Origin of the sequence: Pedobacter sp. P26, from assembly GCF_050632135.1 — a bacterium.
Lineage (GTDB): Bacteria > Bacteroidota > Bacteroidia > Sphingobacteriales > Sphingobacteriaceae > Pedobacter.
The window spans coordinates 1,715,393-1,730,042 of the sequence record NZ_CP192574.1 but is presented as its reverse complement, the minus strand read 5'-3'; the positions used below and the strand labels follow the sequence as shown (position 1 = coordinate 1,730,042).

Genomic DNA, 14,650 nt, shown 5'->3' with positions numbered 1-14,650 from the left:
AAAAAATTATCAATATTCCGTAACACAATAGCTGAAGGTGCTAAGCCAATACTATCCAGCTCTAGTGTTGTGGATTTTTTGCAAAGGTCCCACCATTGCCAGTCTGTATGGTTATCGGTAGGAAAATTTTCGAAAGCAGGGTGCTTTGGATCCACCAATAATCCCATGGTACCAGGTTGATTCGGAAAATGAACTGGGCTCCAAAAACCTGCACAAATTTACCTTCAACACCGTTTATTTTTTCTTTAGCAGGATTTAACAAGACGTTTTTCCCTTGCACTAAAGCATCCATGGCCTCCTTGTAATCTGTGGTAAAAACAATATCCCCGGCTACCTGTTCTATTCTTTTAGGATACACCCAGATATTCCAACTGTTGTGATACGATGTGTTTTCTATACATACATTTACAGTTAATTTTTGAGCTATACTTACTTTAGTTAAGCTGGCGGTAATCTCTCCTGCTATGGCACCGTTACCTAAATTGATATTTGCACCCCTAATTTTACCCGATGCAATGATGTTATTGCCAGTGCCCGTAATCTGCCAGATTACATTTACATTTTTTAAGGGAACTGCGCCAAAATTGGCCACTTCGATTTTGGCTTTAAAAGTTTCATCATTGGTATAGGTTGCTTTTTCAAACCGGATAAGGGGTACCACAGGAGCACAGAATTTCCTGAAATCTTCGGGTTTTATTAAACCCTTACTATCCCAAAATGCATCCAGTATACCCACCAGAGCTGTTCCCTGCCCCGGAAAATCATGTAAGTCCAATAATTGAAATCCACTTATTCCTTTGGTTTTTAAAGCTCTTTCAATTTCTTCTTTGTAAAGTAAAACAGCGAGTTTTCCACTTGCATTGGTAAAGTCATCTGCAAGTGCTAACATATTCTTCTTTTCAAGATCATTTTTTACAGCGATGAAATTTAACGGAGCAAGTACTCCCGTATATTTGGGGATTTCATTGATATTCGGATATACTGCATACTGCCCAATCTCATGGGTGATCAGGGGCACCGGCAAACTATCTACCGATTTTGCATAATCTTTGTTAAAAGATGGCGCTTCCACATCAAAAATACCCTGCCCCCTTACCCATCCTTTTTTTGAGCTCTGCGTAATAAAATAGTCATCGGCGGATACAGGCCAATCGCCAAAACCTTTTTCAAAAGTATACGAAGTTGTGGTATACATTCTTCTATTATCTAAGGCTTTTAATTTAATCACCTCATCACTCAACCACTTCATATTGCCTTGCATTTCGTTACCCATGCTCCAAAAACAAAATGATGGATGGTTACCATAATATTGCATTATCCTACTGGCTTCTCTATCAAAAAAATCATCTGCCAATTTATCTGTTCCTATTTTAAGCGACCATGCCGGCAATTCTATCTGCAGGTAAAACCCCATTTCATCAGCCGCACTGAAAGCAGCTTCAGGTGGGCACCAACTGTGAAAACGCAGATGATTCAAGCCATAAGCTTTTGCACTTTCAAAAACTTTTTTCCATCCTGCTTTTTCCATTGGTGGAAACCCTGTCAATGGAAAAATATTGCATTCTAATGTTCCCCTTAAAAACAAAGGCCTATCATTAATAAGCAGTTGAGACCCCTTACTGCTTACCGTTCTGAATGCAAAACTGGAACTTGTACTATGCGTCGAGTTTGCATATTTTACTGATGCATTTAGGGTATATAAGGATGGATTAAATTCATCCCATTTATTAACTGGTGCACTAATTGGGATATAACTGACTATGGTATTTTCGCCAGGTTTTAGCACTACCGCAATATTGGCCCTAGTAAATTTTACCTGACCGTTGATAGCGGTTAAATTAAGTATTGAACTAAGCTTTTGACCAAACTTATTCTCTATTTCGCTAACCACTTTTATCCTTTTTAATTTTTCTTCGGTGAAAACCTGTATGTTTTTTAGATAAACACTTGGCCTGGAAATGAGTTGCACCTTACCGATCACCCCATTCCAGATAATCTGAGTTTCAGCAGAGTAGGCATGCCCGTCTCCAATATCGAATTTTTTACTGTTATCAATCCGGATTGTAATGGTATGTTTTCCTGGCTTTAAAAAAGGTGATAAATCAAATTCCTGTGGGGCGCTAAGGCTCTCACCCTTACCATTTACTTTTTTCCCATCAACCCATACATCGGTTTGCCAAATTACTCTTTCTAACAAAAGTGAAATCTGTTTATTGGTCCACGGTACCGGAATGTTTACTTCTTTTTGATACCAGGCCGCGCCTACATAAGAAAATTTCCGCCATAAATGCAGCATCACAGTCCGTTTAAGCTCCGGTTTTAGCTGCAGTGGGTTTCCCAAGCCAGCATCGTCGGTAGTACCGGGCAATTGTATTTTGTGGTCAAAAAAGGAAGCAACTTTACTGTACCATTTTTCTTTTTCGCCAACCTTGAGAGAATCTGTTCGGAATAACCAGCTTCCGGCCAGGTCTAGTTGATCCTCAGCAATTGCTCTTTTATTTTTTCCCTGTCCAACCACACCCGAGATCAGGAGAAGCTGAAAAAAGCATGCAAGCCATAATTTTCTCATTTAAGATATGTTGAATAGATTATTTAATGTATTTTATTACCATGCTGTTCTAATATATTACTTTGGCCGGATAAGCACATCATAATCAAAACCTGTTGTTACCCAATCAATTTTTAAGCTTTCTTAAACGCCAGACTATTAGATTTTATACAAAAGACCATTTTCCGGCCAATGAAATGATTTGCGGGCCATACAGTCTGAATGCGAAGAGATGATAATAACAAAAATCAAAATATACCTTCTCATTTTTTTCCGTTGTTTTTAAATTTTTAAAGTAATCATAAAATATATCGTCATATCTGACGATATGAATGATACTTATATTACCATGTATAAGATCAGTTTTTAACAGCACTAGTAGAAATTTTTTATTGCCCTTACCCCTAAATGTCCATTATCCAAGCTCAATAACTCATTTATATCTTGTTCCGCAAGTTCCGTTTCTTTCAAACCCGTATTTCCTAATGCAGCCATATACAGGCAATGAACATTATTGCGTTTGTTCAGGTCATCATCAAAAATCATCAGATCGGGTAGGGATACGGCAAAATAATCCAGCTTAATGTGGTCATCCAAATGCTGTTTTCCGTAATTGACTAAGCTGCTAAACTTTTCGTTTGCGGCACCGTTGTTATGCAGTTCACGCAAAGCCAATCCCTGATAAAATATCGCATCAGGTTGCGCATCGTTGTAAAATATAGCCGCAGTTGGCTCCATATCGCCGGTACTTGCTCTGATAAAATAGGCTTCTGCATTTTTTTGATCCCCAGATTTGCTGTAGGCAATCCCTAACCAGTAGTCAATATCGTTTTCCCTTGTACCATACAATTTACCCTCACCTAAATTTTCGGGATATACAGTGGCATCGCTCAGCAGCTTTATTGCCCCAACATAATCGCCATGTTTTATGGCCATTTTGGCTAAACCAATTTTTGCAAATACATATTGCTTACTTACTTTACCTTCTCCACCTTCCCATGGATGAAATTTACGTCTTGTTAATAGTGCCAAAGCCTCATCTAAATTTCCATTCAGATTTTTTAATGTAATGTACTCCAGATATAAGTCATCCCTGGTTAATATCAGCGCTCTATACTTTTCCAGAAAAGTTAATCTATAAGTAATAGAATAATTTAACCTTTTATGGAGTTGATCTAGTTCAAACAATACCCTGGCATCTGTAACGTCATTAAAAAATGCTTTTTCCATAAAGCATAATGCTTTCTCTTCGTTCTGCTCACGGTTATAATAAGCAATACTCAAATTCCGGTTTACCGATGCAAAATCAGGGCTGATTTTCGCGGAAACATTCCAACAATCCATGGCCTCTTTATACTGCCTTTTATCATACCATAAATTGCCCAGGTAATAAAATGCCTTATGATCCTTTGGATTCACCTGGGTAACAAATTTTAAAAGCGCAATATCTTCTAAGCGATTGGGGAATACTTTATCCGGCCCCAGCTCAAACCCTCTAGCCAGATACAATTCAACCTTTTGTTTATTATTCAATTGGGCATAATAGTTTGCCAGATAATAAAAATATAAAGGCTGCTCCTCTTTATTTTCACATAAAAGCAATAAATCTATAGCTTCTTCATACCTGCCACAAGCTGCATAATCAATGGCGATCTCTATATAGCTATGTGCATTATCTCTCAACCTTTCTTTTAACATCTCCGTCCATTTATGGCTTTCAGAAGGATTTTGCATATGAATTAAAGATAATTCGTAGATAGACCCAAAATCAAAAAGATCAATAGCTAAAGTTTCGTTAGCTAACCTAGCAGCATCATCAAATCTTTGCAGTTTGCGCAACAGCACTGTTTTTAAATGCCTCGCGTTAAAACCATGCACATTCCTTATCAATGCCCTTTCTACCAATTGCAAAGCTTCATTCCAGTTATTTTTAATGGTTTCTATTTTGGCCAGTTGCAGATAGGCATTGTCCTGTTGCGCCACATTCCAGGCCGCTTTATAAAATTTATCATAGGCATCTTTAATGTTTCCCTGGTATAATAGGCTCAACCCTAAATTATATAAAGGCTCACCATCATATGGGTTTGGATTGTGTTTTATTAAGGTGTTAACAGCACTTTGAAAATACTTTTCGGAAGTTACAAACTGCCCTCTTCTAAAATAATAAAGTCCTAAAGCATTGTTATTTCTAATATCGGTATCATCACGTTTTAACGCTTCTTCATAATAATCTTTGGCCGAATAAGTTGCATGCCTATACTGTTCCAAATGAAGGCCAGCCATATAAAGTTCTTCATTGGTTTTCATTGCCGCTGGCGCCACCAATGGTTTGGCCGCCTCTGGCGAAATGTCTACATTTTTTACTGTAATAGGCGAATAACCCACCAGTTTGTCTCCATCGGCATTGCTTACGATCAGTTCGAGATCTTGTTCAACATAGTTTTCAGGCAATGCAATTGTTGTTTCGAAAGATTTAAGCGGTGACAAGTTTACCCGAATGTTAAAAATAATCTGCTCTTTTAACTTCAGCATGATGCCTGCATTGTGCTGTGTTGATGTAGCATATACTTTAATAATTGCTTTCCCATCTTTAAATGCTAAATTAACCAAGGCATCTTTGGTCGCATTTTTAACGTAACCGATTTCTTTGTAAGGTAGAAAATATTGAGTAAAAGTAATTTCCTGGTTGGGCATAATCCATGAAAAATCGGGCTGATTGTCGGTATAAACACCGGTCATGATTTCAATATATGGCCCATCCTCATCTGTTAAATGTTTGTCCCAGGTCTGTCCAAAGTTTCCAGACCCCCATGTCCACTGTTTTTTACCCGGCGAAATATGGTGGTTGGCTATGTGTAAAATTCCCGCTTGTTTTTGATGGTGATAACCACCCACAAAGTCGAAGTCTGAACCGACGGCCATAAAAGAAGTAGGCACAGGTATATTTTTATACCATGAAATATCTGTGCCCGGTGCATAGTCTTTTTTATAATAGGTACCCTTAGCTATAGGAAAAAGCGATACATCTCTTTTTCCATGATCGTAAACTGCGGTTACATCTGGCGGAAAAACAGATTGATAGTGCTCATCTACAGCAACTGCCGGATTTGCCCACCACAAAAAAGTTTGGGGCAATGCCGTTCTGTTATAGAGCTTACCCGTAATTTCCAGGTAGGCACTGTCAGGATACAATTTAAAACCAGCCATCCCCTTGGTATGAAACATTTTTTCAATTTCACTTACCCATACTGTTTTGCTTCCGTCAGGGTGTGTTTCAATTGTAAAATCTACAGGATCGAAGGTACTCGGGCGGTGATGTTGTGGCCAGTTAAACTCAATCCCTCCTGATATCCATGGACCGGTTAGGCCCACGAGTGCAGGTTTTATAACCTGGTTGTAATAAACAAAATGATAATCATTTGTTTTGTCGTAAGCCATCTGGATACGTCCGCCCAGCTCAGGTAAAATCATGACTTTAATAAATTCGTTTTCCAAAAAAACGGCATGATATTCCTGATCTATCTTTTCATCATACACTTGGTCTATCACAGCATGAGGATAAACAACCCCACTACTTCCCTGATAAATTCTCTTTTCGAGAAACATTGGATTCTTATCTGGCCCGCTCGTTTTGTAGGTAGGAATAATTACTTTTTCTTCCCAAGCTTTTACTTCCATATTCGTATATAAAGGGTTATTGCGTAAATAATATTGTTCTTATTAATGGTAATTCAGACTATGTAAAATTCAAACCAAAACGTAAACATCCAGCTGAATAATATTCACACCATGCTTAATGCACGATCTGAATATCTTCGATCTCTTCTAAGGTTTTTCCCTTGGTTTCTTTAACAAATCTCCAGATTGCGATACAACCAACCGTGCAGATTAATGCATATATGTAAAAAATACTTTCCTTGAGCCAGTCAAATAGTATTGGAAAAGTAAATACAAGCACAAAATAGGCGCCCCAAAGACATAATATTGCCCAGGTAGTTGCTTTTACACGTACTTTGTTCGGAAATATTTCTGAAATAAGCACCCAGGTAACCGGTGCCAGAGATACGGCATAAACACCGATAGCACTTAGTAAAAACCAGGAAACCATTGTAGAGCCAGATGCCAATAATTGAGTTATGATAACATATAAAACAGCTAAACCTCCCGCTCCAATCAGCATTAAGGGTTTTCTGCCAATTTTATCGACCAAAAACATAGCTGAAACTGTAAATATTACGTTAACCGCCCCAATAAATACAGTTTGCAAAAGTTGATCATCCTGCGAAGTGCCTATGCTTTCAAATAACTTTGGTGCATAATTAAAAACGGTGTTGATACCGCAAAACTGCTGAAAAATAGCAAGGCCGATACCAATCATCACCGCCGGAAAATACATCTTATTAAAAATGCTGGCGTGCTCTATATTGGATTTGCTTTGTAAAGTCTGCTCTATATTTTTCAGGGCATCAACAGCAAATTCATTGTTCCCGATTTTATTTAAAACTTTTAATGCTTTATCATTTTTACCTTTTTGCACCAGCCATCTCGGGCTTTCGGGAAGTATTGAAATGCCAATAAAAAAGACGCCTGCTGGGATTGCACCAAGCCCGAACATCCATCGCCAGGCATCATCACCGGTATCTCTTAAGGTATAATTAACAAGATTGGTAATCAAAATCCCTAAAACAATCGTTAATTGGTTAATAGCAACCAGACGGCCTCTAAATTTTGGGGGGCGAGTTCGGCAATATACATCGGCGATAACATCGATGCCATACCAACACCAATTCCGGAGAAAAATCTAGAAACAATAAAAAAATCACGGTTAGGTGCCATAGCCATAGCAAGGGATGAAGCCAAAAACACAAATGCCGCAATCATTAACCCAGGTTTCCGGCCATAGGCGTTTGACACGTAACCTGCTATGATACAGCCTAACATTGCACCTAAAGCTAAACTGCCAGTGGCGAACCCCTCCCAATAAGGGGTAAGTTGAAACTGTTTCTCAAGAAAAGGTAAACTACCCGATATTACGGCAAAATCGAAACCGAATAAATAGCCGCCACCTGCGGCGAGCAAGGATATGAAAGTGATGTAGGCTGTATTAAATTTGCTTTGAGATTTTATGTGCATATATTTGGTTGTTGATAGATAGCGAAACGAAACTTACGCAAACTTAAATATACCAAGGTTATATTCAAATGCACTCATTAAGGATAATAATGGATTTTCTTACTTTCTTATAACAACATCAGGATGATAAAAAATATAATAAAAAAAATGACGGTTTTGAAGGACAGAAGGCGGTAATAGTGCCAAAAAAATACTATCAAAAACCTGTGCAAATAACAATGTGATCAGCAGTATGTGCGTTAGCAGCATAGGATATTACCCCAAAGCCCGTTTCCATTATCGGAAAAGGGCGAACGGCACGAATGAGCATATCCTCATTTATTGCACTGAAGGACAGGGAACTGTTAAAATAGAAAAGAAACTCTACAAAATAGAACCCAATGATTTTTTCATCATACCGAAAGGCATCGAACATATTTATGGAACCGTTGAAAATAATCCATGGACTATTTATTGGGCCCACTTTACCGGGCAACACGCCGATTCGATAGTTAATCGTCTCAATTCAAAACTTAATAGCTTTAAGGAATTTATCCATTATTCTGACAGACGGATAGAGCTATTCGACACGATATACCATCATCTTGAACGGGGGTACAGTGTTGAAAACATGGAGTATTCCAGTCTTTGCTTTTATCACTTTTTAGGAAGTTTTGCACATCATAGTAAATTTGATATCGATAAAACAAATCAGGATCTGGGTATTGTTAACAGAGCAATCGATTATATGACCAATAATATCCAACAAACATTGTCACTAAAACAGATGGCTGTTGATTTACACATATCTCCTTCTCATTTATCTTTTTTGTTCAAACAGAAAACAGGTTATCCGCCCATGGAGTATGTAAACCATCTTAAATTGCAAAAAGCTTGTCAATACCTGATGTTTACACCTATGCGCATAAAGGAAATTATCAAGGAGATAGGCATGAATGATCCTTTTTATTTTTCACGATCTTTTAAACGACAAATGGGCATGTCTCCTAGAGCTTACAGAAATAAAAAGAAAGAAATAGAAAAATAGCGAGCTGATTATAATGGCGAACCCGATTACCATAATTTCGGCCATAGCTTTTCGGTTATATTCCTTAAGTGCTAGTGCCTGGCGCCACTGATAGTTAATATTTCACCATATTCTACTTGATATCCTCCTCCTAATTTTTTGTCATTTTTATCTTTGAGTTTAGTGCCTTGACACAAGATGGACAGTGTATTCAGTAAGTTAATCTGCACAGAAATCGGCAAATAAGAATGGTTCTTCGCCAATTTGATGCAATACTAAAAATCGAATATTTATTACTAAGCACTTATTAATCACCATATTTATTTATAATATACTTGTTTCGCAACACTGTTTTTAGTATCTCGAAGTACTGAAACAGATACTATAGCGTTGATTTTACCTAATAAACTTAACCGAAATCTGATAGATTATTCTATGCTGACTGGAGGATCGAAATATACCAGTCAGAAATACAAGAATTAATAGTCAGGCTGTTTGCCCGAAGATCGGAAGAGCGTGCTCAATGCCCAATGTGCTTAAAGAACAGCAATACTGTACGCTCATCCTATTTCTGAAAATTAATGGACTTACCGATGGTTCACCAATAAGGTTTTTATTTTTCTTAAAATCCAGCGTTTTGCATGTAAAAACATTATATGCCTCAAATCGATATTCTCAGAAAGGTGCAACGATATCACCAACCTTATTCCAGATGAACGGAGAGGGCTTCACTGTATTTACAGCAGATCCTTATTGAGATATCTTCAAACAAGGATTCCTTCTTTTCTAAATTAATGCATAATCCCCTCAATAGCAATATTTGTCTTAGGTTAGTTAAGTCTATGGCTTTGCCAGTATATGATGATCTAATCTGTGTGGGAATAGATGATTGGGCAAAGTGAAAAAGGAATGAACTATGGAATGATCATCGTTAATGCAGAAACCGGCCGCCCTATTGATCTTTTAGATAGCAGGGATATGAGGTTACGGATTGGTTTTCAGCTCACCAACAAATTGAATATGTTACTAGGGATAGAGCGACATCTTATGCAAGTGCAATTACAAAATCAATACCTGCAGCAAAACAAATAGCTGATAAATTTCACTTGGTAAAGAATCTTGGGGATGTTCTCTGCGAGGAAATCAGACTCGAATACGGTCATCTGGAAGCAAGTGGCTAAAAACATTTCGGCAGATTTAGAAGCAGCCTCGTCCGGCATAGTACAGTGGAATGTTAATAATAATATTAGCCCTAATAGTAGTAAGTAAGATATTCCCTTGTGAATGGTTGAAGGAAGGGAGAAGCTTGCGTTAATGACCAAATAAAAAAAACGGCTATAACCGCACTGAAATTTCCGCAGAACTAAAACGGACTGGCGTACTGTAAAAAAGTATTTGACATTGGGAATACGACCTATCTGAAGGGAACCGAGTGCCAATTACAATAAGTATGAGAAATAAATTGCCCAAATGGTCGATTTAAAAATCAACCCTTCGACAATGTTTAAGTCACTTAAAGATTTAGTGTTAAATTGTTGTGAGCGCTCTTTCACAAGGTGGTTTACTATTAAGTTCCCTGCCTATCAGCGTAAATGGACCAGAGCAAGTCAACAACCTTTAAAGTCCAAAATTGGGCATTTGGGTCAATTATATACCTTCGTTGAGAAAGGTTGCGATATTTGTAGCAAAACCCGATTGTGATGTTTCAAAAGACACGGGCGAGTGCTCAAAGGCGAAGGAGATTGTGGATGGTCTGATAGATAAAGTTACATTTCTAGCCCACTTAAATAGCATTTATATCGACTTTAGAAAAGTATTGAAAGGAGGATGCTCCAATAAAAATTAAAGCCGAAAATATCATATTTAGGGCTTTAATTTTAATGATTGATAATGCAGTTCATTATTAGCTATAACTAAAATAAACTGATTTGGTTATAATGGACTTCTAATCTAGGTTCTCAAGGTGTAATGGTATCAGTGTATGACACCCAAAAATTATCCACCGCACTTTTTACAGGGACAAAAGCAGACCTTACCAAAACCTTCTCACCCATTTTCCAATTCGGCAGTAAGATCTTCAACGAATCGCGGTGCAAGAATAAATCTACTGCATTGCCGGCATTATTGTTATAGGTTAATTTTGTGGTCACATTTATGGTATCTGTATTAGCAGCAAAATTCAAAGTCAGATTTGTGGCGTTGATACTGCTTGTCGTGTACCGTCTGTTTCGCAGAGAGCTTACATAAAGCGGACCGTATACTGTGACGGCAGTAAGTGTTTGTCCAACTGATTTATTACCTGCTGCATCAACTGTAAATAGAGAAAAATCCTGAATTTGCTCTTCCAGATTGGGTATAATAACTTTGATTGAATCTTTGGTAGACTCTCCTTTGGCCTGCAGTAAAAGTGAGTCGCGCTTATTATTGTAATACACTACATATTTTACAACACTTCGATCAGCACTGGGACTCCAGCGAAGCTGAACCCTCTTGTCGCCCGGGTAAGCACGAAAATTGGACACCAGACCAGTATAAGTGATCTCTTTACCCTTAAGATAATTATCAAAATTATAGCCCTCTTTATTGCAACCTGCAATTACAAGAAGGAGTAAACAACCTATAAATAAATTCAATTTCATAATATATATTAAATTATAATTTTAAACTAAACCAATCCTTATTGGTTTACGAAATGCTTAATTAAGCTGGAATTTTCGTTCATACGAAAAATGCTGTGGCTTTATTTATCTGGGATCTCCAAATAACTTAACCTCTACTATAGCAGCATATGATACTTTTCCCCAAGTTTCCTCTACAGACATCCTTACATACTTTACAGAGGGTGCACTGATGGGAAAAGTAAAATCAACGCCTGCCTCGACAAACTGCCGATCTGCTGCAGTTACCGTTCCAGGACTTGGAATATTGCCAGATGGTGGATCTGGAAATTTGTAGTTTCCTAAATTTATCCAATCGCCAACAACAGTTCCTTCTGGTACTCCCATAGGAAATACAACATCCTTCGGCTGATCCTTGTCTGAGCCCCAAACTGAAAATATTTTAAGATTTCCAAATCCGTATGACCAGTTTGCTCCAACTCGCTCATATAGGGTGAATCTACTCAGTTTTGCATTTGTACCCAATCCAAATGTACAGTTATAGGGATAAGCGGCGGCTGCGCCAGTTAGCACATCGGTATGCCACATATCTTCTCCGAGTATATTATTAAAAATATTGTTCACAGAATAAGACCCTGGATAAGTTGTCTTATCAGAGGCAAGCTTGTAAGCAAAAAACTTACTCCTATCCAATGCCGTTTCGTAAAGAGGTTTGATCGTTTTGTAGAGCGTATCGGAAAAATTCCCATACTCGTCAACCACGTAAGCGGCCATCCTTTTGGGTAGCGTATCAAGTCCCCTACTACTAAAATTAATCAATTGAAAATTATTGAAGCTTTGCTGCCTGATGACGTATTTCCCATAAGCAGGATCATCATACAGCAGTACTACACCAACTTTCTTTTTGAGATCGTTTTTAGTACTAACATTAACCCCAGCAAAGTCAGCGTTTAATGAAAGCTGCTCCCTAACCAATTTGTATACCGGTTTATCAGGATTTACTTTTACTATTACCGGATCTGATGCCACCCCTGCCCTGCTATAAACTTCCATCTTTATTTCGTATTCTGTTGCTTCGGAAAATCCCTCAACAACAGTGGTATCAGTATAGTAACTGGATTTAGTCTGGCGTTTCGCGCCAGTTTTATGGTTTATTGTATAATCAGACAATACGTATAACAGATTAGATGATTTTGGAAGGTCATAGGTAATTATGGCAGCACCATTTAAGTTTTTGATCTTAACATTTGTGATGGGGCCTGGTTTAGTCATATCTTTTGACACTATATCATTGATTTGGTCAACTTTGGTGCAAGAAGCAAAAGCCAACAAAATGAAGAACAGGCAGTGTGTATATTTTTTCATTTTGAACATTTTATGAATGGTTACCATAAGGGGTTTTGAACATTTTTATCATTATTTAACATGACCGCATCTGATAGTGGCCAGAGATAATCACGAGTGGTGAAGGCTGGGATAAACTGAGTGACCGGCTGGTAGAAAGTAGCAGCAGTTGTTTGCATCACACTCCAGCCGCGCATCGGTTTGGACATCACTTCAGGCATTTCTTTCCATCGGCGTAAATCCCAACCCGCCTGGGCCTCAAAACAAAGTTCTGATCTCCGCTCTCTATGGATAATTTTCCGTAGACCTTCTTTAGTTCCTACGCTGCCCGGAGAATTCGAGAAATTTGTCCACGATTCTACCACCCCTTTTAAGCCTGCTCTAGCACGTACTTTATCAATGTATTCATATGCTTCTGCATTTGGTCCATTGGCCTCATTAAGGCATTCTGCATATAAAAGGTACAATCCTGATAATCTTATCCTGGGTAGTCGGTAAGGCTCCGCACTGAAAGCAGAACCGTTAAAAACAGTGAGATAGCTTACTAATTTTTTTGGCCATATTGCCGTAACATTGGTGGTCGGTCTATCCAAAGGACCAGCAAGGCTTCCAAGCCCTTTAGCTTGTACACTTAACATGGTAGATTGGTTTAAAATACCGTTCCCAAACCAGTAAGCTCCATCAAAGCCAATACTTGCATAATAACGGGGCTCCCGATTAAAGTTGGCCTTTATTGTACTATACCCTTCTTTCAGATAGTACTTATGGCTAACATCTCCGGCCTGGATAGAGAACCGCCCGTTATAATCCCAAGTTTTATCTTCCTCAATAGGAACACCATTGGCAGTATAAAACAGTTCAGTCGTTGAAATGGGAACTGCAAAAGTGCCAGCTGCCTGATATAGAATTTTAGCATTATCTGCATACATTCTGGGAATGGAAAGATTTTGATATCCAAAAACAGGGTTCAATGCCCATATCAATTCTGAGTTGATATCCCATTTTTCCGTGACCGCATTTTGCAGGGTCAATAAACGTTGTACTTCAGGTGAAAGCGTGCCTACGCCAGCATTTGGAATAAAATTATAGAGCCGCTTATTCATCAAAACTGCCTCATCTACCGCAGCCTTACACGCATTAGCAGCCAGCTTCCATTTTTGTGGATCGTATGAAGCACTGAATAAAACAGTGCCTTCCTTGTCTTTAAATCCTGCGTAATCTGGATTACCATTAAACAAGGGACTGGCAGCTGTAGCCAATATTTCAGCTTTAACAGAAAGCGCAATTAATTTTGTAATACGTCCCAATTCATCCGTTGGATTCATCATCTGCTGGGGCAAATCCTGAATCGCCTCATCCATTAACTGGACAGCATAATCAAAAACGACATCTACAGGTTCCCTTCGGATCTGCATCACTTCAGAACTTTCATTAATATCGAAATTGGTTTTATACAATGGGATTGGTCCGTACATTCTCGCTAAAAAATAGATGTAATAACCCTTTAAAAACTTTACCTCAGCTATCCATCTCGCCTTTTCCGGTGCCTTAAGGTCAATTGGTTTATCTATGTTTTCCAACATGATATTACATTTTCTAATGGCTTGAAAAAGATTTGTCCCTCCATTGGCCCCTTGCCAATAATTAAGAATTGGAGATGAGATGTTTTGCGAATTTCCACGAATGAGCTGAAAAGAGGCAGTAAATCCTCCAAGGTCCGCAGGATAAATAATTTCAGATGACATAACAAAACCTGGATCGTTTACCACATTAGCCATGCTCTGGAGTGCGTTGTAGCAACCGAATAGGTAGCTCTCAGCTTCATTTCTGTTTCTAAAGGCGTAGTCCAGCGTACCTACATTGGGAGGTGTAACGTCCAGATACTTTTTACAGGAAGAAACACCTGTAATAAATAAGCAACTCAGAAGCAAAAATTTTATCAAAAAATAAGGTTTATTTTTCATTTTATTCATTATAATTTCTTTTAAAAATAAGACTGGT

8 protein-coding genes and 1 pseudogene are annotated in these 14,650 nt (G+C 38.2%); 3 read left to right on the top strand and 6 right to left on the bottom strand.

Going from position 1 to position 14,650, the window contains the following annotated elements:
- Positions 1-61: 61 nt before the first annotated feature.
- The 3 genes and pseudogenes from ACQ86H_RS08040 to ACQ86H_RS08030 form a co-directional block, all read right to left on the bottom strand.
- Entirely contained in the window at positions 62-2,569 is a 2,508-nt protein-coding gene (locus ACQ86H_RS08040; protein WP_431294393.1) for a sugar-binding domain-containing protein, read from the bottom strand.
- Positions 2,570-2,923: 354 nt separating this feature from the next.
- Entirely contained in the window at positions 2,924-6,226 is a 3,303-nt protein-coding gene (locus tag ACQ86H_RS08035; RefSeq protein ID WP_431294392.1) for a DUF5107 domain-containing protein, read from the bottom strand.
- Positions 6,227-6,341: 115 nt separating this feature from the next.
- Positions 6,342-7,681, bottom strand: a pseudogene (locus ACQ86H_RS08030) (sugar porter family MFS transporter).
- Between the two features lie 232 nt (positions 7,682-7,913).
- Between ACQ86H_RS08030 and ACQ86H_RS08025 the strand changes: the two are divergent.
- The 3 genes from ACQ86H_RS08025 (at position 7,914) to ACQ86H_RS08015 (ending at position 9,868) form a co-directional block, all read left to right on the top strand.
- A complete protein-coding gene (locus tag ACQ86H_RS08025) occupies positions 7,914-8,708 on the top strand; it encodes a helix-turn-helix domain-containing protein (RefSeq protein ID WP_431294391.1) in 795 nt (264 codons plus the stop codon).
- Between the two features lie 864 nt (positions 8,709-9,572).
- Complete coding sequence (locus ACQ86H_RS08020; RefSeq protein ID WP_431294390.1) at positions 9,573-9,779, top strand: hypothetical protein; 207 nt, start codon at positions 9,573-9,575, stop codon at positions 9,777-9,779.
- Complete coding sequence (locus ACQ86H_RS08015; protein WP_431295360.1) at positions 9,701-9,868, top strand: transposase; 168 nt, start codon at positions 9,701-9,703, stop codon at positions 9,866-9,868. Before ACQ86H_RS08020 ends, ACQ86H_RS08015 begins: the two co-directional genes overlap by 79 nt.
- Before the next feature lie 777 nt (positions 9,869-10,645).
- Here the strand turns inward: ACQ86H_RS08015 and ACQ86H_RS08010 are convergent.
- The 3 genes from ACQ86H_RS08010 to ACQ86H_RS08000 all read right to left on the bottom strand — a co-directional run bounded on the left by ACQ86H_RS08010 (position 10,646) and on the right by ACQ86H_RS08000 (position 14,622).
- Complete coding sequence (locus ACQ86H_RS08010; RefSeq protein ID WP_431294389.1) at positions 10,646-11,326, bottom strand: DUF4998 domain-containing protein; 681 nt, start codon at positions 11,324-11,326, stop codon at positions 10,646-10,648.
- 105 nt (positions 11,327-11,431) lie between these two features.
- Positions 11,432-12,670 (bottom strand): DUF5000 domain-containing lipoprotein, encoded by a 1,239-nt coding sequence (locus ACQ86H_RS08005; protein WP_431294388.1) that lies wholly within the window; start codon positions 12,668-12,670, stop codon positions 11,432-11,434.
- Between the two features lie 20 nt (positions 12,671-12,690).
- Positions 12,691-14,622: a RagB/SusD family nutrient uptake outer membrane protein gene (locus ACQ86H_RS08000; RefSeq protein WP_431294387.1), complete on the bottom strand. Its 1,932-nt coding sequence runs from the start codon at positions 14,620-14,622 to the stop codon at positions 12,691-12,693.
- Positions 14,623-14,650 lie beyond the last annotated feature (28 nt).

What these genes read in the sequence shown, in the direction of transcription:
- ACQ86H_RS08040 (WP_431294393.1), bottom strand. Translation starts at nt 2,569, where the DNA reads ATGAGAAAATTATGGCTTGCATGCTTTTTTCAGCTTCTCCTGATCTCG.
- ACQ86H_RS08035 (WP_431294392.1), bottom strand. Translation starts at nt 6,226, where the DNA reads ATGGAAGTAAAAGCTTGGGAAGAAAAAGTAATTATTCCTACCTACAAA.
- ACQ86H_RS08025 (WP_431294391.1), top strand. Translation starts at nt 7,914, where the DNA reads ATGTGCGTTAGCAGCATAGGATATTACCCCAAAGCCCGTTTCCATTAT.
- ACQ86H_RS08020 (WP_431294390.1), top strand. Translation starts at nt 9,573, where the DNA reads ATGATTGGGCAAAGTGAAAAAGGAATGAACTATGGAATGATCATCGTT.
- ACQ86H_RS08010 (WP_431294389.1), bottom strand. Translation starts at nt 11,326, where the DNA reads ATGAAATTGAATTTATTTATAGGTTGTTTACTCCTTCTTGTAATTGCA.
- ACQ86H_RS08005 (WP_431294388.1), bottom strand. Translation starts at nt 12,670, where the DNA reads ATGAAAAAATATACACACTGCCTGTTCTTCATTTTGTTGGCTTTTGCT.
- ACQ86H_RS08000 (WP_431294387.1), bottom strand. Translation starts at nt 14,622, where the DNA reads ATGAATAAAATGAAAAATAAACCTTATTTTTTGATAAAATTTTTGCTT.